Below are 22,844 nucleotides of genomic sequence, written 5' to 3'. Positions count from 1 at the left end.
GCGCTATTGGACCTAGCTCATTCCTTTGAATCGCCTCATCATTTTATTGGCAAAAACAAAGTCATCTAATGCCTCTACGCCAGAGTGCATGATGTCTTCATTACTTCCTTCCCAGAGTTTTTTCTTATCAGAGATGAAAAGAATGTATTCACCAATTTCCATCACAGAATTCATATCATGAGTCACAATAATCGTGGTGATTTTATACTCATCTGTAATTTCTTGTAAGAGTTGGTCTATTTGTATAGAGGTTCTGGGGTCTAAACCAGAGTTGGGTTCATCGCAAAAGAGGTATTTCGAATTATTTACGATCGCTCTAGCGATTCCGACACGCTTTTGCATACCACCACTGATTTCGGATGGCATTCTTTTATTAGTGTTTTCCAGTTTTACCCGTTTCAATACAAAGTTTACCCGGTCTAGCTTCTCGTCTTCAGGCATATCTGTGAGCACATCTAACGGGAACTTTACATTCTGCTCAACATTTTTGGAATCGAAAAGAGCTCCGCCTTGAAAAAGCATTCCAATTTCACGTCGAATTTCAGTTTTCTTATCGCGATCGGCATTTACGAAGTTTCTTCCATTGTAGAGTACTTGTCCCGAATCTGGCTGATAAAGGCCTACTATATTTTTGAGCATCACACTTTTACCGGATCCGCTCGCTCCAATGATGAGGTTCGTTTTACCTTGTTCAAAAATTCCACTGACATCATCGAGAATGATTTTGTCTTCAAAGGATTTTACAAGGTTTTTAACTTCTATCATCAGACTAAAAGTAATTGAGCTAATACAAAATCACTAAAGAGAATTGCAATACAACTAACAGTCACTGCTCTTGTACTTGACTGACCTACTTCTAAAGCTCCACCCTTAGTATAATACCCCATATAAGCGGAAATAGTTGAAACAAGGAAGGCAAATACGACTGACTTGATCAGGGCGAAATAAACACTGAACTCATTGAATTCAAGTCTCAGACCAGTTAAGTAATCCGCTGTACTTAAAACGCCGCCAAATTCTGCCGCTAAATAACCACCACCAATGGCCAAGCTACCGGCAAGAATAACCAAGAAAGGGTACATCATCAGTGTTGCGACAACTTTAGGTAAAACCAAGTAGGAAATCGGATTGATGCCCATGACCTCCAAAGCATCTACTTGCTCTGTTATTCGCATGGTGCCCAAGTTTCCAGCGATACTCGATCCTACCTTACCCGCGAAAATGATTCCAGTGATAGTTGGAGCCAGTTCGAGAATGGTCAAATCCCTCACTACCAGCCCGATGACATTATCTGGAATAAGTGGGTTGACTAAGTTATAGGCTGTTTGTAAAGTGGATACAGCTCCCATGAAAATAGAGACTATGGAGACTAACACAATACTATTCAGACCAACTAAAATACATTCGTCAATAGTCAGCTTGGCGTATGTCTTAAAAGACTCGCGGTTCTTGAAAAGGGCTCCGAGAAATAAAACGTACTTACCTAAGTTCTGCATTTAGCTGAGAATCTTTGTGCTGCGCCAATAATCGGTAAAATAACAAAACTTGAAATAAAGGCTTCTCAAAACATTAAAAACTAATACTCCTTGATCAACATAATTCGGTTAAGATGAATTCCAAAGAAGACACTATCTTTAGAAAATGTTGGCTTCGGAAGATTTGTATAAAGAGGCAAGACAGTAAAACATGAACGATTTTAGATGAGAAAACTAGCAGTAATTAGTAGCGGAACTAAAGGAATCGGACGAGCGACAGTGGAGAAATTTTACATGGCTGGGTTCGATATAGTTACTTGTGCTAGAAGCCAAGCGGATCTTGAAGCTCTGAAGCTGGAATTGGAAAAACCTGATTTAGGAACAGTCCACATATCAGCGACGGACATGTCTAAAAAAAGTGACGTAGAGCGTTTTGCAGAAATAGTAAAATCCTTGAATCAACCAGTGGATGTGCTCTTGAATAATACTGGGATTTTTATTCCTGGTGCTGTACATGAGGAGGCCGAAGGCAGTTTGGAGCAAATGATTGAAACGAATTTATATAGTGCCTACTATCTTACTAGAGCGCTTATAGGAGGTATGAAAAGTGCTCAAAATGGTCATATATTCACTACTGGGTCCATTGCCGGTATTCAGTCCTATGCTAACGGCGGTAGTTATTCTATCTCAAAATTTGCACTGCATGGATTCACCAAAGCACTTCGTGAAGAAATGAAACCACATGGTGTCCGTGTCACTTCTTTACTGGCAGGGGCAACATACACGGCGAGTTGGGAGGGAGTGGAACTACCAGAGGACCGATTTATGAAAGCTAGCGACATAGCCGACGCTATTTTCAATACAAATGCTTTATCCAAACAAACGGTGGTTGAGGAAATCCTTTTAAGACCACAATTGGGTGATATTTAATTTGTAGGCTCCAGTAAGGAGAAGAGAGTTATTTAAAACTTAAATAATTCGTAACCCAAGCTAAGCATAGTGATTCTACGATTCGTGTCAATTTCAAACATGTTGCCGCCAAAATTTAAGGAGCCTGTTGTAGATTGACCAAAGTCTTCTCTCCAAACAAATTCTAGAAATGCTTTCTTGTACCGGATGGCAATCGAGTACCTTATTTGTCCGATGACTGGCCGATGTATATTCCTGAATGATGGCATTAATTCATACAAACGTGGATTATCCCTTCTCAAGAATTCGAAATCTTCGTCTGAGTTTGTGCGATTTATCATTAAGTCAGGTCCTGCGCTTATCCTTACCTTAAAATTGTTGACCTGTAGGAATTCATAACTTAGAATAAGAGAGAAATTGCTCGTCGAAACGGAATTAGGAAAAGCTTTAATATCAGGTCCAAAAACAGGATCAATGTTTTCTGAATCATAGACTAAAACAGAATTTGGTATTTCTCCGAATGGGAGTTCTGCTATTCCAGAAATTGAAAATTTACTGTTTAATCTAGCTTTTAATTCCAATCCTGCTTGTAAGTAATTGTATGGATCGTTAGAACCGTTGTTTACTATTATACCGTCAATGTTTTGATCAGAAATAAAAGTCCAGTCCTTAAAAGTACCGAACCTAAGGTTTAGTGATAGTGCTTCTTTTTGGGCCAATACGAAATTGTATTGACCCAAAAGACAAAGTATAAACGTTTTAAAAATTATTTTTCTCATTATTCTTGTGACACAATAAACTGTATTTTACCAGTGTCATAGGTAAAACCAGACCCCGTCGTATTATCACAATACTCGACAAACGAGGTGCCCAAAGGATCATCATCTAAATTGAAGGTTCTTTCAGAACATACTTAATTTTTTTCGCCATCTACTGGGTATCCAATCTGAAATATTTGGTAATGTTATTGAATTGTTTAATCGTTAAGATTCAAGTTCTGTATTGGAAACTACGCTTTAAATCAACGATATACTATGATTAGATTCAGTAAAAAAACATTCCTTAATCATAGATTACTTGTTAATGAATAGTTTATCAAGTTTAGATTTTATGATTATGTATTTTGCTTGACGTTTGGCAATGGTTATTTAGTTGTTAGACATTGAGGTTAATCAGGGTAACAAATGACTTCTTTTAGAGTTATCTTTGAAGCAATCAGATGCCCATGAATTCGAGCGTAGCTTCCACTAAGAAATATTGCGACAGTCTAGTCCAATACAGCCGTAGAAAAACTATTCCTGTTAAAGTTGGTGACGTGGTTATCGGTGGCGATAACCCCATTGTTGTGCAATCTATGACCACGGTTGACACAATGGATACCATGGGTTCGGTGGAGCAGACCTTGCGTATGGTAGAAGCCGGTTGCGAAATTGTTAGAATCACCGCGCCAAGCTTAAAAGAAGCTGAAAACCTCAGGGTAATAAGAAATGAATTAAGAAAACGTGGATGTAACGTTCCGTTGGTTGCGGACATACATTTTACCCCAAATGCTGCTGAGCTGGCTGCTCAAATCGTGGAAAAAGTTCGGGTTAACCCAGGAAACTACGCTGATAAAAAACGATTCGAAAATATAGAATATACTGACGAAACCTACGAAGCTGAATTGGAGCGAATTCGTAAACGCTTCACACCATTAGTCGAGTTATGCAAAGCCCATGGTACAGCCATGAGGATAGGCACTAATCATGGATCGCTTTCGGATAGAATCATGAGTCGCTATGGAGATACGGCTTTGGGCATGGTGGAGTCAGCCCTAGAGTTTTTAAGGATTTGCGAAGACCTTTCTTATGATCAGATTGTGATCAGTATGAAGTCCAGTAATGCACAGGTAATGGTAGAGGCCTACCGCCTTTTAGTTAACAAACTAGAAGAAGAGGGTTTGAAGCCGTATCCACTCCACTTGGGCGTTACTGAGGCAGGAGAGGCGGAAGATGGTAGGATAAAATCTGCTGTAGGTATCGGTACGCTGCTGGAAGATGGTTTGGGAGATACCGTCAGGGTCTCGCTCACCGAAGAACCAGAGTTTGAAGCACCCGTTGCTAGGAAACTGGTCGATCGGTACGCGACAAGAAATAATCATGAGGTGATTCCTGATATCGATGAATCCCCCATTGATCCTTTTGCTTATCATAAAAGATCGACAAGAGAGATTATCAACATTGGGGCAACCAATGTGCCACGCGTAATTGCGGATTTCAGTACGTTAAAAGCTGTTGGGATAAAGGATTTAAAAGCTATCGGTCATTTTTATCTCCCAGAACCAGATAAGTGGACAATGAATGACCAAGGGGCAGATTTTGTGTATTCAGGATCGCGAGTCATCCCGTTTATGCTACCCAATGGTATCCGGTCCTTGATTGATTATCCAGTTTGGATTGGTTTGGATGACAAAAAGAATAGACATCCAGTTTACACGCTAACGCAACTGCAGGAGGCTGATCAGTGTGACGATACATTGAACTTTTTAAAGTTGAATGCCGCTGACCTTGATGCCGATACAATGGCCATTTTGGAGGCGGATAACTTGGTGGTTTTACTAGAGACTACAAATGACCACAACATGCCTGCGTTGAGAAGGTTCTTTTTCGAATTGGAAAAAAGAGTCTTAAAGGTTCCAGTGATTATAACTAACCAGTACCAAGTGGAAGATGAGGAGCAATTCCTGATTAATGCTTCGACCGATATTGGTGGATTATTAGTAGATGGATTTGGAGATGGGGTTATGCTTTCAGCAAATGCCTCAGATAATCTTGATACCCTAAAACTGAAGAATCAAACGGCTTTCGGAATACTTCAAGCAGGTAGAACTCGAATGACCAAGACCGAATATATTTCTTGTCCGAGTTGCGGTAGAACACTTTTCGACTTACAAGAAACTACGGCAATGATTCGTAAACGTACGGATCACTTAAAAGGTGTGAAGATTGGCATTATGGGCTGTATCGTAAATGGTCCAGGAGAAATGGCCGATGCAGACTTTGGTTATGTGGGTTCGGGTAAAGGTAAAATCACTTTGTATAAGGGTCAAGATGTGGTAAAGAGGGGAGTCCCTTCGGAGCATGCAGTTGACGAATTGATAGAAATAATTAGGGCAGATGGTAAGTGGATGGAACCGCAAGCCGTAGAAATGTAGGAGTATGTCAGAAGAAAATAAGAACATTGAAGAGAATAAGAAGGTGAAATTGACAGCGAAAGAAGCCTTTGATTTTGGTCCGGTTTGGGGTTATTTCTTTAGGAAGAAAGATGCCAACCGACCTAGCAATTTCAACTTGAAGGCCATGCACACAGTAAATAAAATATCAATCGTGATGTTTTTGATAGCCGCCGCTGTGATAATTGGAAGGTTTATCTCCCGAATGTAAAAGAGGATAATTAAATTGAACTCAATGTATATCGATGAGTTCAGAGATTATTGTATCGCCAAACCCGGCGTTACTGAGGAAACACCTTTTGGCCCAGATACCCTAGTGCTAAAAGTGATGGGTAAAATGTTTGCCCTGACTGGTTTAGACCATTTCGAATTTATTAACCTTAAATGTGAGCCAGAAAAATCCGCAGAATTAAGGGAACAATGGGAAGGCATCCGCCCCGGATGGCATATGAATAAAACCCATTGGAATTCCGTTTTTGTAGATGGTTCAGTTCCTGATAACATGATCAGAGACTTAATCGATCATTCCTATGAATTGGTAGCCAGCAGTTTAAGCAAGAAATTAAAAGAAGAGCTAAAAAGCCTTTAGGGGACTTGTTTTAACGCGTAGTTATGGAATTTGTAGTTGTCGTAATTATCTACGCTTAATTCAATCCATGCTAAGAATCTACTATTACCCACATCCATTCTCACCGCCACATATTTGTTTTGCAACCCATTCCAAATACCCGAAATGGTTTGGCCGTCTAAAACAGCTAAAGGCAATGCATCGGCCATGGCCCAAGTTGTGGATAAAACTGTCGTTACTTCACCTGCATTGAGGGCACGAACGTTTCCATTATCGTCCAGCAGAATCCTAGTGGAGGTATTACTAGTTGTAATCGTTAAACCTCTTGGGTTTCCACCAAAATCCTCATAAGCTCTTACAACTATATCCGTTTCGCTATCAAAGTTAATATCCAGCTCTCTAGTGTTTGAATGGACTAAATCTACATCAACGGTAATTGGCGCAGTTAACCCCAATTGTACAACCCCATCGCCAGTGGCATCACCCATAATTAACTGACGTTGTTCTTCTGTGATACCAGGCCCATCATCATTACCACAGGCTAAAGTGAGTAGCGCAAAAGAGAGGAAAAGTAGATTTTGAAATTTTTTCATCGTGGCTTATTAACTAGGTCTGCCAATATAATGTTTGTGCTTTAATTGGGTTCTCAAAAGGCGTGTTTTCCTCTTGACATTTTTCATATCTCGCGCGAATTGCGTTGTACCATTTGGCCTGCATATCGGGGTCGCCCATGAGCATCAGCGGTGGGTTATTATTAAGCCCCTCTTTTAATTTTTGGAAAACATCAACATCCTGTTGGATGAATGTATCGGCAAACCGATAAAAGATCGGCCTCAGCCACTTAAACCAATTAATGTCGGTATAGATAAACTGAGTGAGTTCGGTTTGGTGTTCATTAATTGGCGTCAACGTAGTCATGATTAGGATCACATTTTCGCCGACTTTTATATGCTCAATTCTAATACCTGGAATTTGAAAACTAATCTCTGTGGTTTGTTCCTTCTTTAGAATCTTGTAGGCCGCCGAGTTTTTAGAAGGCGCGTGCCTCACCATCGTAAAGCCCAAATGAGAAGGCGCAAAGTTCTTTTCTTTCAGTTTTAGATTATTGCTTTTTCTGAAAAACCACGATTGATGTACGAAAGGAACGTGAGCAGGGTCAATTAAACCAATAACAGAGTGGTCCAGGCTACAAGCCATCGGTTTAGCGGTGACTAGGTCGAAGGACTTTTCCTTCGGCAATGGAAATTGAGGAAACAAGCTTTCATCAATATCCTCGGGTTTGCGCATATCTTTTGGCAAGTAAATCATTACTAAACCGTGAACTTCTCTTACAGGGTAATAAGGCGCCCTGACTTTAGTTACATCTAGTTTAGTGTTGGGTGGTAGCGCAGGTATTTTTGAGCAAGTGCCATCCGTTTTGAAGCGCCAACCGTGATAGCAGCATTCAATTTCACAGCCATCGAATTTGCCATAAGTTAGTGGAATACCTCTATGCGGACATTGGTTTCTCAGGGCGAAGACTTTGCCTTGTTCGTCGCGGCCGAGAAGGATTTTTTCGCTATCAATTTCCTTTTCGATAGTCGCTCCTTTTTTAAGCGCACTACCATGGCAGGCCATGTACCAAATATTACGAAGGTTATTCGATTTGCTTGCTTTCATTCAAATACAAACATAATGAATAAGATGCTTATTGAAATATGATTAAAATCAGAGTATTTCCATTAAGTCAGCTTTGTCCATCACGGTGGCAAATTCCTCATTTAAACTTGCCAAAGCAGTTTGGTGGATCATTTCTGCTGGGAATACTTCGCCGTTCAAGCCTTTTCTATCAAATGTAGCAGTGGCGTCTGCGATTAAGAATACTTCAAAACCGAAATTTCCAGCCATTCTGGTGGTTGTTGAAACGCAATGGTTAGTCGTAAGGCCTGCGATGACAAGGGTTTTTATGTTTTGCTTTTCGAGTCTTTCTTGCAGATCGGTACCTATAAATGCAGAATTCACATTTTTCACTAAAAGTGGTTCGGAATCTTGTGGTTTGAGGTCATCTAACATTTCAAAGCCTGGCTTATCCGGGTGCAATTCTGAGTTTGGATCTTGAGATCCATGAATTACATGAAAAATTGGGAGGTTATTGGCTCTCCAAGTATTGAGTAACTCTAGGGCAACAGCTTCTGCGTTTGGGTTATTTCTATTACCGCCCCAGTGCGCCTCGTTTGCCCATCCTTTTTGAAGGTCAATTAAGATGAGCGCTGCGTTTTTATCAATAAGACTCATAGGAAATGATTGAGTCGTAAAATTACTGGCAATTATTTAAGAATTGGCTTTAGGACCTCCAAATTGCCATCAATTTCGGGTAAAGAAGTAATCCCGAGGACACTAGCAATCAAAGGATAAACGTGAATGTTTCTAAACTTGCCAATCTTCATTCCTGATTTAAAGTTTGGACCTTTTGCATAGAAAATTGCCCCCATATCTTCGGTTTCACCAGGATCAAATCCATGCTCTCCCCGAAAAGCCTGAAGCCTTATGGCTTGCGATTTTCTTTGCGGTGAAGTAAGATAATGACCCGGATTCATTTTTACGAAGAGGTCACCAACTCTATTATTTGTACCATAATGCCAATATTCTGGCATTTCAGCCTTAAAGAAAACCTGATAATTGCTACTCTCTTTACGAGTTTTAAGAATGTTCGCTATTTCGGCTAAATAGGCAGTGTCAGCGCCGTAAAAATGGCCGTGTGCACCATTACTCACAAATCTAAACTTATCACGATCTAAACCGCCTAATAAGTCGGGAACAGTGATGTAACTATCTTCTTGGGGCGTTATTTCATGCATGCCATGGTCCGATGTTACCACAATATTGATAGGGAGATCAATCTGATTGACTAGAGTCATTAATAACCCCAGAAGCCTATCGGCTTCAAGCACGGCTTCTTTCGTCTTTTCTCCGTTGGGTCCAAAACCATGACCAGCACTATCTACTAGAGAGAAATAGAGCGATATGAAATTTGGTCTTTCATTTTCAGGGAGTTTAAGCCACTCAATAACGGCATTCACTCTTTCATCGTTTGGTACACTTCCATCATAGATATGATAGTAGTTGGGGTAACTCCCGGCGATTGATGTCTCTGAGCCAACCCAGAAATAAGAGGCTGACTTCATGTCGTTTTGTTGTACCAGTTGCCATAAAGGAAGCCCACCATAGAAGGCAGGGTTTTCTACAACGTCGCGGTTGCTGATGCTATATTGAAGGTCTAGTTCAGCATCGTAAAAATTGTTGTCAACCAAACCATGATTGTCTGGGTACATTCCTGTTACTATCGTGTAGTGATTTGGGAAAGTCTTACTTGGATAGGAGGGTAGCATAGCGTCTGCAGCCACACCTTCTTTGATCAGTGCTTTAAAATTAGGGGTGTTGTATTTCTCTACATAATCGTGCCTAAAGCCGTCAAATGATATTAAAATCACATAGGGTTTATTGGACTTGTTATCCTTTTCTACACAAGAAAAAGTGCTAATGATTAGCAGGATTGTGGCGAGAATTAATTGCTTTTTCACGGAGTTGTTTTCTAACGTAAAGTAAATCAATAAGACTTTTGGTAAAGCCGTAGATTGATTAAGAATAGGTTATACAATTGTTGTTAGTCCAGCATTTCTAAGTCGAAGTCCAAGGTCAATTTCAATTCGTCGGTAATGGTTTGTGCTAATCCTTTGGTGCGACTCATCTCATATTTATAGAAGAATTTCATCGTATGGATCTTGCCTTCCAGCAATACCTGCTGTTCGCTGTTTTCACTTAATGCTTTTTGAGATGCTGTTGCAATCTTTAGCCACTGCCAACCAATTACTACCGTACCGAAGAAGTCCATAAATAGGGTAGCGTCGGATAGGAACTGCTCGAAATCTCCTGTTTTAGCGATCGGCATAAGCTGACCTAAAACTTGTTGGACTAAATGCAGGTTTTCACCCAATGTTTTGGCAAAAGGCTGTAAACCTTCATAAACATAAGCAGCTTTGATGTCGTTTTGGATTTCTTCCCCAAACCAAGTGAGTACCTTACCATTTTTTAGTCCCACCTTTCTCCCTAAAAGGTCCAGCGACTGGATGCCCGTTGTTCCCTCATAAATGGAAATAATCCTGATGTCTCGATAGTATTGTTGTAGTATAAAGTCCATGCAGAAACCGTATCCCCCTAGGACTTGTAGCCCTTGGCTTACGGATTCTAGCCCTTTTTCTGCTGGATAAGTCTTAACGACTGGTGTTAGTAATTCGAGCAAGAGATTGTAACGCTCCTTTTCTTCTCCTTCTGCCAAATGCTCGGCATCTAAATATTGAGAAGCTTGAAGAATCAGACTGAGTGAACCCTCTACAATCGCTTTTTGATGCAGCAGCATACGCTTGACATCGGGGTGGTTAATGATTAAGGTCTGGTCTTGAGCTAAATCTTTATCTCCTGTAGAGGTTAACTTTCTGCCCTGCGGACGTTCTCGAGCATATTGAAGCGAGGCATAATATGCAGCAGAAGCAATACCTGCGCCCATTCTACCCGTAGCAACGCGTGCCTCGTTCATCATTTGAAACATGTACATTAGGCCATGATTCTCTTCTCCGACTAGCCAACCTTGTGCATCTTCGAATACTAAATGCGATGTGCAGTAACCTCTTTGGCCTAACTTTTCAAACTCCCCTGCTACAATTACCTGACTTTCATCCGCTAACTGACCATCTTGTACTTTGTGTTTCGGAACCACAAATAACGAGACTCCTTTAGTGCCTTCAGGTGCTCCATCAAGACGGGCTAGGACTAGATGAATAATGTTTGAAGCAAATTGATGATCACCAGAAGAAATGAATATTTTTTGCCCGTTAATCTTATAACTACCATCTGAATCTGGAGTGGCTGAGGTAGTAATATCAGATAATGAACTACCAGCTTGAGGTTCAGTAAGGCACATTGTACCGGTCCATTCCATGTCTAGCATCTTCGGTAAAAAGATGTCTTTTAAGGTTTGGCTGCCAAAAGTAGCTATCAGATTTGCTGTACCAGCCGTGAGTCCTATATAGCCCGTCACATGGTTATTGGCCGCCTCCATAATGTAATAGGCCGCATGAAAAAGGGCATTTGGCATTTGTAAACCACCGTCTTCTTCATTAAAAATAGTGGCAACTAGCCCTAGGTCTTTCGACTGTTGGAATATCTTCTCGAATTGTGGGTGAATTGTGATCGCACCATCTCTATAGTAAGATGGCTTTTCATCCATTTCCTTGATATATGGGAAAAGTTCGTTGTCGCTGAGCGTTTTAATAGAATCTAAAAACATGTCAACGCTCGCGCTATCGTAAGCCGAAAAACGGCCTTTACCTAAGAACTGATCGATCTGGTGGACTTCATGCAAAAAGAATTTGATAGTGTCGAGGTTGGTATATTGGCTTTCCATAATTGTGATTAAAGTAAGGGGGCAAGGAGCCTACAAAGTGATTCTTTCAATTTCTGCTTTATCCCTCTGTTTTCCCATTTATTTAGGTCGATTTTTTCCGAATCTTGTAAGTCTTGATCGAACTGATTTTGTAAAATACCCACCACTTCATCGTCATAAATGTATGTATTCACTTCATGATTTAGGTCAAAACTCCTATAGTCCATATTAGCCGTTCCCACTGAGGCAAAACCATCATCGATTATGATGACTTTAGCGTGTAAGAATCCCCTCTGGTATAAGTAGACTTTGACGCCTGCTTGGAGGAGCCTTTTAATAAATGAAAATGAAGCAGCTTGAACGATTCGTGAATCGGAATCGAATGGGATCATAAGTTCTACATCAACATCACTTTTAGCAGCGGTCGTAATCGCGTCAATAATGCTTTCTGTAGGGATAAAATAAGGTGTACTTATTCGAATACGGTTCTTGGCCGATGTAATGGCTATAAAGAACGAGTCCATTATACTTGCCAAATCAAGTTCTGGTCCGCTAGCGTTTATTTGAATACAGTGCTTGCCTAGATTGGTGATTTCGGGGAAATACTGCTTAGTCGCCCTAATGGTTTCTTGACTTACAAATTGCCAATTCAAGAAGAATAAAAACTGTAGCGTTTTCACGGCCTCTCCTTCAATTTTTAGGTGAGTATCTCTCCAGTAAAGGCTATTCTGACCGCCATTTATGTACCGATCGTCCACATTTATGCCTCCAGTAAAACCAATTTTTCCATCGACAATAATGATTTTCCTATGATCTCGGTAGTTGATTTTACTGGTAAAAGAGGGGAAAAGTACCGGCATGTATTCCTTTAATTGTACTCCGCCGCTAAGCATTTTCTTGAAGAAAGCCTTTTTCAACCCAAGTGACCCTACACCATCTACGATCATTCTGACTTTAACACCTTGTTTTGCCTTTTTTATGAGTAGTTCTGCCAATGGTTTTCCAATGCTGTCATTGTCAAAAATGTAGTATTCTATGTGTATGTGGTGTTTTGCGTTTTCAATGGCTTCCATTACCGCGGGAAACTTCTCTTCGCCATTGTGAAGCACAGTAACCCGATTGTTTAGGCTTATGGGTGATAGGTCTTTGTGGAGAAAACGGATAAGCTTATCGAAATGACCTTGTGGATGAACTTCGGTCTGCTCGTTTTTTAAATAGTCTTGGATGTATTCTGGGCCAAAAGCTTGGTTTATGAGCCGTCTTTTGGCCATTATTTTCAGCTTCCGATGATTCTGACCAAAAAACAGGTAAATCACCAAGCCAACAAATGGTACTAGTAAGAGTAATAACAGGTAAGAATGTGTTTTTAATGGATTTCTATTCTCCAGTAGAATTTGGATGACCACAAAGAAAATCCCGACGTAATACAACGGCAGTAAAAACGGAGAGATGCTTTGCCAGAGGGCGATCATGGCTAAAGATAAGCTACTTCATTAAGGATTTTAAAAATGCCCCACCAAAATCCAGTAGCGGTGCAGTCGCCATGATTTTAATGTCTTCTTTTAAAGAGGTTTGCTCATCTAAAAACTTAAAGAACTTCTTCGCTCCAGCTTTCTGAAACATCCCCGTAAATATTTGGTCACCCGTAAATTTTTTCGAAGCGAGTACGCTTAGTAGGGTTGCGTCGTACTTCTTGAATTTACTTTGTTGATAGGGTAAGTCTACTAATGGGTCTTTTCCCGTAGATAGGTTTTTGACCATTTGCTGGAGTATGTGTTGGCCACGTAAAAAGGTATAGCCTGTAGAAGGTTTGGCAAAACCACCTTTTATTCCAATGTTGATGACACGATCGCTTTCTTTAATCTTAAAATCGTAATCCGTCATAGGTATCACGCCATATTCTTCTTCGATAATCTCGTATTCTTGAATGCCGAGGCCCTCGATATAGCGTTCCAAGCGATCGGTATATATAGCGTCTTCTAGAAGTTCTTGATTAAATAGCGTGTATTCCACCAAGGCTTTGTTTTCACTGAAAGGCAGAATATAGCCAAATCGACAATCTCCTTCCTGTGCTATCGTGAAATCCATGTAAGTAGCCGAATTTGGGTCGAAAGCCTTCGTTTGAGTTTCAATCACATAGCCTTTAAAGTGCTGTAATAGGGTTGTAGACTTACTATTTTTTAGCGTGGCATGATCGAATGTGCTATCAAAGACATATTCACCTTGGTAAGTTTCAGAGGAAGTCTCGACGATACCATCGGCATTTATGTGCTTTATTTCATCCTTTATCCAAGTAACACGGTCATCGGCAAGGAGCGTTTTTTTCATGAAAGCGTAAAAATCAATCCCTCGAATCAGTTTGTATTGATAGGGGGAAACATCAAAAGTTTCGCTAAAACCTGTGCCCTTAAACACCACATTTGGCCAAGTTTTATGGACCAAGTGTTCGAATAGGTTATCCTCTTTCTCCCAAAAGCACCATGTCCTATCATTGGTAGTCTTATCATCCCGATCGATTAGAAGAATAGATTTTTTGATATCTTTATTTGCTGATAGTAAATAAGCTAGTGTTAAACCACTAGCTCCTGCACCTGCTATTATATATTCGACCTGCTTCATTTCTCGTTAAACTTACAAATGATTAAGACGCATTTATGTTTTTCGTACGAATGAATAACTACTCTTGGTATTGAATGTTGAAAATAAGTTAAATCGGGATTTATAATTCCTTTTGGCAATTCTTAAATTGCCGCCCCAATCAGGGAATCGAATGAACAAAACAACTATCACCTGTATGCTGGCTATATGCCTGCTGTGCTCTTGTGCTGTACAAAAGATTTGTCCTGCTTATCATACGGCCTTTGTGCTTGACGAAGAAGAGCAGGATAAAATGTACTCACTTTTCACAGTGGTAGAAGGTGATACTGTACCTAAAAAAGCCTACGGATTTAAATACGAAGCAGATAGTGACTCCTTAATGGATAAGTTTCCGAAAGGTACACCTGGTCGTGGATTTAGAGTGCAGGGTGGAAGGGTTCATTCTTACGAAAAGGCAGGTTTTACTTACGGAAACAGGAAAAAAGAACCGTTACTCGCCAGAGTATTTAGAGGTAAGGAAAAACCAGTTCTGGAAAACCCATACCTATTCGATCGCATCACTAAAAAGAGGCCTTACTACAAATTGGAACAGCTCGAAATGAAGATCATTCATTTTAATCGCCCCAAATATGATAGTTTGCTGAAAGCAAAAATCGATGCGCTGGATTCTGGAGCCTATGAGGCGCTGATGGCTGAAATGGAAATAGTGCCGATTTATATGCGCGACCAATACGCCCCTTTGCTATCTAGAGGGTTTAATGTAGAGCAACAGGAGTACAATAAACGCTTTAAAGATTATTTTCCTAAGGAAAGCGACTTTGAACCTGAACCACTGGATACCATGAGTTTACAAGACTTTATGTCTGATACTTTATCTGTGGACACAGCTGCGAAAAAGAAAAAGCTCTTTGGCATATTCAAAAAGAAGAATCGCTCCGATAAGCCTAAAAAAGAACGCAAGCGAAAAGCTAAAAAGAATAATGAAGAGGCCACCAAAGGCGAAGGTGACAATTAATTCTTTTTGAGGGGGTAGGGTAATGTTTGGTTTGATGGATTTAAACCCAAACAACATTATCAATTATGAAAGCCTCTAAATTATTACTACCGATTTTTACTCTGTTCCTTGTCCTATTTGCCTTTAGTTGTGACAGGGCGGAAGATGATGAGCAACCTGTTGATTTAAATGACCAGACCAGAAATTCGGGATTAGTTGCACGCTATGCCGTAAATGGCAATAACCTTTCACTCTTAAGATCTGGACCAGCAGCAACTGGTTTTTTCAACCAAGCAAGACAAAATGAGTTTTGGGATTTCTTTACAAACTTGATACCAGTTGAAGCTCGATCGGTTATGAAAGAAATGGAACTGTTTGCAGATACAGAAGATGGAACAGCTGCTTATGTTTCTGCCATAGATCAAAACGACCTTAGTGTCTGGGAAATGGGACATAATCTAGACTTTGTCTGGGACAGAAATAATCAATTTGTGCCTGGAGAAACAGCTTACACATCCATTCATGAAGTTGCTCACCTTTTGACTCTTGACCATACCCAAGTAAATGTTACAAATGGTGGTTGTAATAACTTCTTTACCGGAGAAGGATGTAGCACTGCTGCTTCTTATATCAATCAATTTTATAACAATTTTTGGTCTGATATCTTCGAAGAAAACCAAAGGATTCGAGAAGACGATTTCGATGGATACTATCAGTTCTACCAGAAATATAGGAGCCGTTTTGTATCAGAATATGCAGCAACTAATCCAGGAGAAGATATAGCTGAGTCGTTCGCAACGTATGTGATGGGCGACCCTCCAACTGGCACTTCGATTGCTGCTCAAAAAGTTAGATTCTTCGATGATTTTCCTGAATTGGTAACCCTCAAGAATCAAATCAAAGCCAATATTAACTTTGATGTTAACCTAGGAAATATCCAAGGAGAAAGATCAAAACGATTTACCTCACAAACAGAAGCTAAGCCAAAGTTTTAAGCGTTTATTCAATGATAAGGCCCGAAGGTAAACTTTTATCCTTGGGCTTTTTTGTAGTCAAAAATGTGGCTTTGCCTTTTAATTGATGATTACTTTACATTGTTTACTTCTAACTCTTCTGTATTATTCTTTGCTTGTGAAAACAGACTTGTAACAATATATTGATTACATTGACTTATAGATTTCTAAGTAAGTTATCTTTTCACTTGAATCGACTTTAAGCACTATGCATTTAAAAATATCACTTTCAATCTTGTTCATGGTATTTATGTCCCCAGGTCTTCAAGGGCAAGATCAGAGGGGGATTATCCATGGTGATTGGTTTACCGCTGATGGGTCTGATGTACTGATGCTTAGTGTACAAAATGACTATATATTGTACGATTCCGAGTTTTGGAACTATGAATGGAGTGAAGCCAATGCACTTCTATTAACTAATCAGAGTAAATCCAAAAAACTGTCATTCATTGAGAATTCTGACGGGATATTACTTACCGAGGGAGAGAGGAGCGTTCAGGTTAGAAAGGGAAGAAAAAAGACGATTAAGTCCAGACCAGTTTCTTCAGTTAATCTAAGAGAGAATTTTTTTAATCGAGATCAGGTGATTTTACATGGTGTAGTGGAACCAACAGATACCATGCCTTTAGTAGCTTCCGTAATTTATAATGACGCATTTAAAGAGCATCAGCCGAAATATTCTGCTGATATAGATGAATTTGGCAGGTTTAAGTTGATTTTCCCTTTGAACCATGCACAAGATTTATTTTTCCAAGTTGGTGATGCATTTTTTATATTCTATGCTCGTCCTGGAGCCAAGATGGCGATGAAAATAGAAGAAAATTCTTTTGGAGAGGGTACCTCTTGGTCTACTGTTCGAGAGATCGGTTATATGGGAGATTTAGCTCAGTTAAATGAAGAGTATCGACTGCTTTCTCCTGAGTATATGAAGATTCGCCGTTACAAGGAGAGTGATAGTCTCCAAAGGGTACTAGAGCCTATGGAATTCAATGAATACAGAACTAACCTGAAAAAGGAGTACGAAGATTTCTATCAATCTTATTTCGACAAATACCCAACAAGCGAAGCTTTGAAAGATATTAGCTTAAGGAGTATTAGAATTAGTGCAGCAGAAGATATGATGAGATATATCTGGTTGCATAAATATAATAGAGGAGGTAGTATTGAAGCTGTAGATGTACCTGATGAGTATATAGCTAAAGTTACTTCTCTAATGCCGGATGATCCGTTAGATTTCACTTCAGGTAACTATGGATCGTTAAATCGTGAGTTTACGATGCCTATGATGCCTAAGGAAAAGAATAAACTCCATGATATAAGGATAGAGGTCATTTATGATTTCCTTTCAAATTCACTCGTCTCAGAAAACTCAAAACTTATCTTGAGTAAGTGGAAAGCAGAAGAAGCTAAAAGGGAACGTCACTTTGGTTATGTCGCTTTCAACGGAGATATGAAGCCTATTTATGAGCAGTATAAGGACGAGATTGCTGCAATAAATAGTAAGGTGGATTGGGATAACCTGATTAATAAGGCGAGTAAATTCACTACCGTTCAGCGTTCTAGCATTATAGCAACCTACTTGAATTCCCGGTTTCATGCTCGCGCTATGGAAATACCAACTTATATAGTCGAAAAACTCGAGGAAATAGAGCTTTTACCGTTAGTAAGAAATAATATTAATGAGGAAATCAGAAACTTTGAAGTCCTCAGAGATAAGAAGTTTATCGAGGGGGTTGAAATAGCTGAGTCCTCGGATAATATCTTAGCAGAATTAAAAAATAAGTATAAAGGCAAAGTTGTTTATATAGACGTTTGGGCTACCTGGTGTGGACCATGTATTTCTGAATTTAGTTACTTAAAAGAACTGAAAGCCAATAAGCTTAAAGATGTGGTGTACGTTTACTTATGCGCTCAGTCCGATAAAAAATCATTTGATTTAATGGTCAAGAAACATGAACTCGTTGGTGAAAATTACTTCTTGGATAAAGATCAATATTCTCTATTCGATAAGGAGGTAAATATAACTGGGTTTCCAACTTACATGATCATTACTAAAGAAGGTAAGTTGATAAGAGAGGGCATTAAAAGACCGAGTGCTAAGGCTGAACTTGTCAGTCAGCTCAAAAGCATTTCCGAACGCGACTAATAAGACCTAATTATCGACTTGACTACAGTTTCTTTTTCCAAAATTCCTTTTTGGGGTGGAGTAGTTTGCACAAAAGATTGAGTTTTTTTGGATAAGTATTTTGACTTTGAAATTTTACTTGGATAAACCAGTTAAACGGATTTCTGAAAATTCTTATTGAATTGATGTTATATCGATCAAATTCTAACAATAAAGTAATTTTCGCTCTATTTTTGGCGCTTAATAATTACATCAGAATGATCCGTATTTATAATATTTCCCCACGTCTAATATTCCTTGCACTATTTCTAATTATTGGAGTTGAGTTAAGTGCCCAAGTTGAGTTTAAGCCTGGTTATATCTTGGACGGTAACGGTAACCGAGTTACTGGTTTTGTAGGAGATGCTTTTTGGAAAGTAACACCAGATAGAATTCAATTTAAAAAATCAGAGGGTCAAGTGGTTGAAAACTACTCTGCAGAAGATATCCGAGGCTTCGGATTTGAGGACATGCTATTTGTTAGTGCTCGTGTTTCAATGAACAAATTATTTTCTGAGGACGATGTTTTTTCTGAAACACCAAAAATTGAATATGTAGAGCAAACAGTTTTCTTACAGTATTTGGTAGACGGTCCTAAAACCTTAGTGCAAAACATAGATTCGACTGGTTATACGAGGTTCTTTATTCAGAATGGGGCAGATTATAAGTTGTTACTTTATCAGGAGTATCTGCAAAAAAATGCAAGTGGAAAAACTGAAAGGTTGACAATTAAAGTTTATCAAGGAGAGCTACTGACTTATTTTGCTGATTGCAACGATTTCAGAGATCAAATCAAAAAGACTAATTATAAACAAAAGAGTCTCAAAATTTTGTTCAAGAAATACTTTGAATGCAGCGGTGTTGACTCTGATGAAGTCACTTTTACGAATGGAAACAAGGTAAAACCTGAATATTCGGTTCTTGGAGGTATTACTTCTACACAAGTTAAATACAAAGAGGAAAGTAGAGCCAATGATGCGATTCAAGAGTTCCCATCTGAGTTAGGTTTTGCTGTTGGTTTAGGTGTTGAGTATTACACCTCAAGACGTAAGCATTTATCAGTACATGTAGACTTGACTTTTAGCCGATTTGAGGCGGAATTGGAAGAGGAGGTCCAGATAGCTGGATCCACAGGGTTAGCGATTTCTTCAATAGGATATAATTCAATTAGGTTACAATTGCAGCTCAGGAGACATTTCGACCTTGGTCCTGGTCAATTGTTTCTTGGTGCAGGTGGTTCTTTTGGAACCTTAGGTTTGTTCGAAAATACACGCACTGTACAGCGGCAATTCGGTGGTTCGACTATTGAATCATCAGCAGATTTATTATCTGACCCTGTTGACTATTATACAGGTGTTATAGTAGGCTTAGGGTATGACACCAAGCGATTTACATATGAGCTTAGAAACGAGTTTGGTAGTAATCTAGGTGCGAGTCTTAATTTCGAAAAGACGATCACCTCGAGGCTACATTTCCTAGTTTCATTCAAGTTGTAATAATAACTACACCACCAAGTTTACGATCTTATTAGGAACCACTATTACCTTTTTTGGTGTGGCACCTTCGAGCCATTTTTGCACAGTTTCATTTGCTAGTGCAGCTTCCTCAATTTGCTCTTTAGTGAAGTCTGCTGGCAACTGCAATTTGGTTCTCATTTTGCCATTGATCATGACTGGATAGGTCAACTCATCTTCGGCTAAAAACGCCTCATTGAATTTTGGATAGGGCGCATTAATGATGCTATCAGCGTGACCGAGTAATGACCAAAGTTCTTCTGTAATATGCGGTGCATAGGGCGAAATCACAATGATCAAGTCTTCAAGAACTCTTCTGTTGTTACACTTCAATGCAGAAAGTTCATTCACGCAAATCATGAAAGTGCTTACAGAAGTATTGAAAGAGTATCGCTCGATATCTTCTTGAGCTTTTTTGATTGTTTTATGCAAAGCCTTCAATTCAGCCTTGCTTGGTTCAGCATCCGACAAGGCTAAGTTTCCTTGATCATCATGAAATAGTCTCCAAAGCTTCCTTAAGAATTTGTTCACACCGTCTATGCCATTTGTATTCCAAGGTTTGAACTGCTCCAATGGCCCTAAGAACATTTCATACAAACGCAATGTATCCGCGCCATATCGCTCGATAATGTCATCTGGGTTGACAACATTATACTTTGACTTAGACATTTTCTCAACTTCCCATCCACAATGGTATTTACCATCCTCTAAAATGAATTCGGCATCAGCTAGATCGGGTCTCCAATTCTTGAAGCCTTCAGTGTCCAACACATCATTGTAACAAAGGCTTACATCCACATGCATATCTATGGTGTCATAATCTCCTTTGAGTCCTTTTGAGACGAATTGATTAGTCCCTTTTACGCGGTAGACAAAATTCGACCTTCCTTGGATCATCCCTTGGTTGATCAACTTTTTGAAAGGCTCTTGTTGATTGACATGGCCTAAATCAAAAAAAATTTTATTCCAGAAACGTGAGTAGAGTAGGTGCCCTGTGGCGTGCTCTGACCCACCGATGTATAAGTCTACATTGCCCCAATAGGCTTGAATATCTTTATCGATGAATGCATTTTCATTATGAGCATCCATGTATCGGTACCAATACCAACTCGAGCCAGCCCAGCCCGGCATAGTGCTTAATTCCAAAGGATAAACAGCGTCCTCACCTTCAGGGCTATAAGTGAAATTTTCGGCGCGGCCGAGTGGTGGATCACCATCTTCTGTTGGGAGGTATTTATCAATTTCCGGGAGAACAATAGGTAAGTCTTTTTCATCGACTAAATAAGGAACATCATCTTTAAAGTAAACAGGAACTGGTTCTCCCCAATACCGCTGTCTGGCAAAAATGGCGTCTCTTAAACGATAATTTATTTTTCCCTTACCAACGCCTTTTTCTTCTGCAAACTCGATCGCTTTAGCAATAGCTTCTTTACAAGAAAGCCCGTTTAAGAAGTCAGAATTAATCATGGTGCCTTCTTTTGTCGGGTCGGCATTTTCGCTGATATCGGCACCTTCAATTACAGGTACAATTGGTAAATCAAAATGCTTGGCAAAATCATAGTCTCGCTGATCGCCACACGGCACGGCCATTACAGCTCCTGTACCGTATCCAGCTAAAACGTAATCGGCCACCCAAACTGGGATTTTCTCGCCATTGTATGGATTAATAGCATAGCTACCTGTAAAAACACCAGAAATCGTTTTGACATCGCTCATTCTATCGCGCTCAGATCGAGTTGCTGCTTGTTGCACATAAGCGTCAACTGCTGCTTTTTGATCTGGCGTGGTTAAAGCTTGGGTTAGTTCGCTTTCTGGTGCCAACGATAAAAAGGTAACCCCGAAAATGGTATCGATCCGAGTGGTAAATACTTCGATTTTGATATCAGAGTCTTCCACTTGAAAGGCGAGCTCGGCCCCGATCGATTTTCCGATCCAGTTTCGCTGCATTTCTTTTAAGGGCTCTGTCCAATCAAGATCTTCTAAACCATCTAGTAGTCTTTGAGCATAAGCTGTAATTCTCATACTCCATTGACGCATGTTCTTTCTGATCACCGGATAGCCGCCACGTTCAGAAAAGCCGTCTTTTACTTCATCATTTGACAAAACAGTACCTAATTCTGGGCACCAGTTTACAGCCGTTTCGGACAAATAGGTTAGGCGATATTTCAATAAGAGCATTTGTTGCTCTTTTTCGGTCCATGAATTCCATTCGTCTGCCGAAAACGTAGGGATGTCGTCGTCACAAACCGCATCGAGGTTGGTATTTCCTTGGGTCGAGAATTTCTCTACCAAGCGCTCAATTGGTTCTGCTTTTTGTGTTTCGTTATTATACCAACTGTTAAATATTTGCATGAATATCCACTGTGTCCAGCGGTAATAGGAAGGGTCACAAGTTTGCAATTCTTTGTCCCAATCGAATGCAAAGCCTATGTTCTTAAGCTGCTCTTTATAACGCGCTATGTTCTCTCTAGTGGTAATAGCCGGATGCTGTCCAGTTTGGATGGCGTATTGCTCTGCGGGCAAGCCAAAGGCGTCGAATCCCATAGGGTGCAATACATTGAAACCTTTATTTCTTTTGAATCTAGAGACTATATCACTAGCAATGTACCCCAGTGGATGGCCCACATGCAAACCCGCTCCCGACGGATAAGGGAACATGTCTAAGGCATAAAACTTAGGTTTAGAAGTATCCTTAGTCGCTTTGAAAGTTTCATGATCATTCCAAAAGCGTTGCCATTTTGGTTCTATTTCTCGATGGTTGTAATCCGCCATTTTTGCTAATCGATTGTCTTATTGAAGTCTGCAAAAATAGTGTTTTTAGTCCCTATAGAAATGCTTTTGATTAAATATCTATAAGATGCTGACCTGGGGTGTTTATTGAATTTTATTCTTGGTTGCTATCAGGCTCAAACCCTCAGTTTGGGTAAAACAAAACTAGGCAGACCTGGGTTGAATGAAAGAATTTAATATAACCCTTCT

19 protein-coding genes are annotated in these 22,844 nt (G+C 39.8%); 8 read left to right on the top strand and 11 right to left on the bottom strand.

Features of this window, described 5'->3' with window-relative positions:
- Nucleotides 1–12: 12 nt before the first annotated feature.
- Nucleotides 13–765: an ABC transporter ATP-binding protein gene (locus tag BFP71_RS17995; protein WP_069836795.1), complete on the bottom strand. Its 753-nt coding sequence runs from the start codon at nt 763–765 to the stop codon at nt 13–15.
- The gene (locus BFP71_RS17990) at nt 765–1,496 is read right to left on the bottom strand and encodes an MlaE family ABC transporter permease (RefSeq protein ID WP_069836794.1); all 732 of its coding nucleotides are present in this window, start codon (nt 1,494–1,496) and stop codon (nt 765–767) included. The genes BFP71_RS17995 and BFP71_RS17990 overlap by 1 nt, the downstream gene beginning before the upstream one ends.
- 204 nt (nt 1,497–1,700) lie before the next feature.
- On the opposite strand from BFP71_RS17990, the gene BFP71_RS17985 reads away from it, so the two are divergent.
- The gene (locus tag BFP71_RS17985; RefSeq protein ID WP_069836793.1) at nt 1,701–2,405 is read left to right on the top strand and encodes an SDR family oxidoreductase; all 705 of its coding nucleotides are present in this window, start codon (nt 1,701–1,703) and stop codon (nt 2,403–2,405) included.
- A 32-nt stretch (nt 2,406–2,437) separates the two neighbouring features.
- On the opposite strand, the gene BFP71_RS17980 is transcribed toward BFP71_RS17985, so the two are convergent.
- Nucleotides 2,438–3,163 (bottom strand): hypothetical protein, encoded by a 726-nt coding sequence (locus tag BFP71_RS17980; protein WP_069836792.1) that lies wholly within the window; start codon nt 3,161–3,163, stop codon nt 2,438–2,440.
- Nucleotides 3,164–3,603: 440 nt separating this feature from the next.
- Here BFP71_RS17980 and ispG point away from each other — a divergent pair, with 440 nt between their 5' ends.
- The 3 genes from ispG to BFP71_RS17965 are packed head-to-tail and all read left to right on the top strand — an operon-like array spanning nt 3,604 to nt 6,184.
- Nucleotides 3,604–5,577 carry a (E)-4-hydroxy-3-methylbut-2-enyl-diphosphate synthase gene (gene ispG, locus BFP71_RS17975; RefSeq protein ID WP_088125110.1) on the top strand — a complete coding sequence of 658 codons (1,974 nt, stop codon included), beginning with the start codon at nt 3,604–3,606 and terminating at the stop codon, nt 5,575–5,577.
- 4 nt (nt 5,578–5,581) lie between these two features.
- Entirely contained in the window at nt 5,582–5,806 is a 225-nt protein-coding gene (locus BFP71_RS17970; protein WP_245701866.1) for a DUF6728 family protein, read from the top strand.
- 24 nt (nt 5,807–5,830) lie between these two features.
- Entirely contained in the window at nt 5,831–6,184 is a 354-nt protein-coding gene (locus BFP71_RS17965) for an MmcQ/YjbR family DNA-binding protein (protein WP_069836790.1), read from the top strand.
- Here the strand turns inward: BFP71_RS17965 and BFP71_RS17960 are convergent.
- The 7 genes from BFP71_RS17960 to BFP71_RS17930 form a co-directional block, all read right to left on the bottom strand.
- On the bottom strand, nt 6,181–6,756 hold the full coding sequence (locus BFP71_RS17960) for a hypothetical protein (protein WP_069836789.1): 576 nt from the start codon (nt 6,754–6,756) through the stop codon (nt 6,181–6,183). The two genes, BFP71_RS17965 and BFP71_RS17960, sit on opposite strands and share 4 nt — an antisense overlap.
- 13 nt (nt 6,757–6,769) lie before the next feature.
- The gene (locus BFP71_RS17955; protein WP_069836788.1) at nt 6,770–7,822 is read right to left on the bottom strand and encodes a Rieske 2Fe-2S domain-containing protein; all 1,053 of its coding nucleotides are present in this window, start codon (nt 7,820–7,822) and stop codon (nt 6,770–6,772) included.
- A gap of 48 nt (nt 7,823–7,870) precedes the next feature.
- Complete coding sequence (locus BFP71_RS17950; protein ID WP_069836787.1) at nt 7,871–8,437, bottom strand: cysteine hydrolase family protein; 567 nt, start codon at nt 8,435–8,437, stop codon at nt 7,871–7,873.
- 32 nt (nt 8,438–8,469) lie between these two features.
- On the bottom strand, nt 8,470–9,723 hold the full coding sequence (locus BFP71_RS17945) for an alkaline phosphatase family protein (protein WP_069837155.1): 1,254 nt from the start codon (nt 9,721–9,723) through the stop codon (nt 8,470–8,472).
- Nucleotides 9,724–9,806: 83 nt separating this feature from the next.
- Entirely contained in the window at nt 9,807–11,603 is a 1,797-nt protein-coding gene (locus BFP71_RS17940) for an acyl-CoA dehydrogenase (protein ID WP_069836786.1), read from the bottom strand.
- A gap of 8 nt (nt 11,604–11,611) precedes the next feature.
- Nucleotides 11,612–13,054: a cardiolipin synthase gene (gene cls / locus BFP71_RS17935; protein WP_069836785.1), complete on the bottom strand. Its 1,443-nt coding sequence runs from the start codon at nt 13,052–13,054 to the stop codon at nt 11,612–11,614.
- Between the two features lie 13 nt (nt 13,055–13,067).
- Nucleotides 13,068–14,201 (bottom strand): lycopene cyclase family protein, encoded by a 1,134-nt coding sequence (locus BFP71_RS17930; protein ID WP_069836784.1) that lies wholly within the window; start codon nt 14,199–14,201, stop codon nt 13,068–13,070.
- Nucleotides 14,202–14,352: 151 nt separating this feature from the next.
- Between BFP71_RS17930 and BFP71_RS17925 the strand changes: the two genes are divergently transcribed.
- From BFP71_RS17925 to BFP71_RS17910, 4 genes are all read left to right on the top strand, one after another.
- Entirely contained in the window at nt 14,353–15,195 is an 843-nt protein-coding gene (locus tag BFP71_RS17925; RefSeq protein WP_141719802.1) for a YmdB family metallophosphoesterase, read from the top strand.
- A 65-nt stretch (nt 15,196–15,260) separates the two neighbouring features.
- Nucleotides 15,261–16,169 carry a hypothetical protein gene (locus tag BFP71_RS17920; protein ID WP_069836782.1) on the top strand — a complete coding sequence of 303 codons (909 nt, stop codon included), beginning with the start codon at nt 15,261–15,263 and terminating at the stop codon, nt 16,167–16,169.
- A 226-nt stretch (nt 16,170–16,395) separates the two neighbouring features.
- The gene (locus BFP71_RS17915; RefSeq protein ID WP_088125108.1) at nt 16,396–18,333 is read left to right on the top strand and encodes a redoxin family protein; all 1,938 of its coding nucleotides are present in this window, start codon (nt 16,396–16,398) and stop codon (nt 18,331–18,333) included.
- Between the two features lie 236 nt (nt 18,334–18,569).
- Nucleotides 18,570–19,847, top strand: a complete 1,278-nt coding sequence (locus BFP71_RS17910) for a porin family protein (RefSeq protein WP_141719801.1) — start codon at nt 18,570–18,572, stop codon at nt 19,845–19,847.
- A gap of 6 nt (nt 19,848–19,853) precedes the next feature.
- Here the strand turns inward: BFP71_RS17910 and leuS are convergent, their stop codons facing one another.
- Nucleotides 19,854–22,637, bottom strand: coding sequence for a leucine--tRNA ligase (leuS, locus tag BFP71_RS17905; RefSeq protein ID WP_069836779.1), 2,784 nt, complete (start codon nt 22,635–22,637; stop codon nt 19,854–19,856).
- Between the last annotated feature and the right edge of the window lie 207 nt (nt 22,638–22,844).

It is taken from the genome of Roseivirga misakiensis (genome assembly GCF_001747105.1).
In the GTDB taxonomy this organism is placed as follows: domain Bacteria; phylum Bacteroidota; class Bacteroidia; order Cytophagales; family Cyclobacteriaceae; genus Roseivirga; species Roseivirga misakiensis.
Note: the sequence above shows the minus strand (reverse complement) of the source record. Positions and strands in the feature narration are given on the sequence as shown.

What these genes read in the sequence shown, in the direction of transcription:
- BFP71_RS17995 (WP_069836795.1), bottom strand. Translation starts at nt 765, where the DNA reads ATGATAGAAGTTAAAAACCTTGTAAAATCCTTTGAAGACAAAATCATT.
- BFP71_RS17990 (WP_069836794.1), bottom strand. Translation starts at nt 1,496, where the DNA reads ATGCAGAACTTAGGTAAGTACGTTTTATTTCTCGGAGCCCTTTTCAAG.
- BFP71_RS17985 (WP_069836793.1), top strand. Translation starts at nt 1,701, where the DNA reads ATGAGAAAACTAGCAGTAATTAGTAGCGGAACTAAAGGAATCGGACGA.
- BFP71_RS17980 (WP_069836792.1), bottom strand. Translation starts at nt 3,163, where the DNA reads ATGAGAAAAATAATTTTTAAAACGTTTATACTTTGTCTTTTGGGTCAA.
- ispG (WP_088125110.1), top strand. Translation starts at nt 3,604, where the DNA reads ATGCCCATGAATTCGAGCGTAGCTTCCACTAAGAAATATTGCGACAGT.
- BFP71_RS17970 (WP_245701866.1), top strand. Translation starts at nt 5,582, where the DNA reads ATGTCAGAAGAAAATAAGAACATTGAAGAGAATAAGAAGGTGAAATTG.
- BFP71_RS17965 (WP_069836790.1), top strand. Translation starts at nt 5,831, where the DNA reads ATGTATATCGATGAGTTCAGAGATTATTGTATCGCCAAACCCGGCGTT.
- BFP71_RS17960 (WP_069836789.1), bottom strand. Translation starts at nt 6,756, where the DNA reads ATGAAAAAATTTCAAAATCTACTTTTCCTCTCTTTTGCGCTACTCACT.
- BFP71_RS17955 (WP_069836788.1), bottom strand. Translation starts at nt 7,822, where the DNA reads ATGAAAGCAAGCAAATCGAATAACCTTCGTAATATTTGGTACATGGCC.
- BFP71_RS17950 (WP_069836787.1), bottom strand. Translation starts at nt 8,437, where the DNA reads ATGAGTCTTATTGATAAAAACGCAGCGCTCATCTTAATTGACCTTCAA.
- BFP71_RS17940 (WP_069836786.1), bottom strand. Translation starts at nt 11,603, where the DNA reads ATGGAAAGCCAATATACCAACCTCGACACTATCAAATTCTTTTTGCAT.
- cls (WP_069836785.1), bottom strand. Translation starts at nt 13,054, where the DNA reads ATGATCGCCCTCTGGCAAAGCATCTCTCCGTTTTTACTGCCGTTGTAT.
- BFP71_RS17930 (WP_069836784.1), bottom strand. Translation starts at nt 14,201, where the DNA reads ATGAAGCAGGTCGAATATATAATAGCAGGTGCAGGAGCTAGTGGTTTA.
- BFP71_RS17925 (WP_141719802.1), top strand. Translation starts at nt 14,353, where the DNA reads ATGAACAAAACAACTATCACCTGTATGCTGGCTATATGCCTGCTGTGC.
- BFP71_RS17920 (WP_069836782.1), top strand. Translation starts at nt 15,261, where the DNA reads ATGAAAGCCTCTAAATTATTACTACCGATTTTTACTCTGTTCCTTGTC.
- BFP71_RS17915 (WP_088125108.1), top strand. Translation starts at nt 16,396, where the DNA reads ATGCATTTAAAAATATCACTTTCAATCTTGTTCATGGTATTTATGTCC.
- BFP71_RS17910 (WP_141719801.1), top strand. Translation starts at nt 18,570, where the DNA reads ATGATCCGTATTTATAATATTTCCCCACGTCTAATATTCCTTGCACTA.
- leuS (WP_069836779.1), bottom strand. Translation starts at nt 22,637, where the DNA reads ATGGCGGATTACAACCATCGAGAAATAGAACCAAAATGGCAACGCTTT.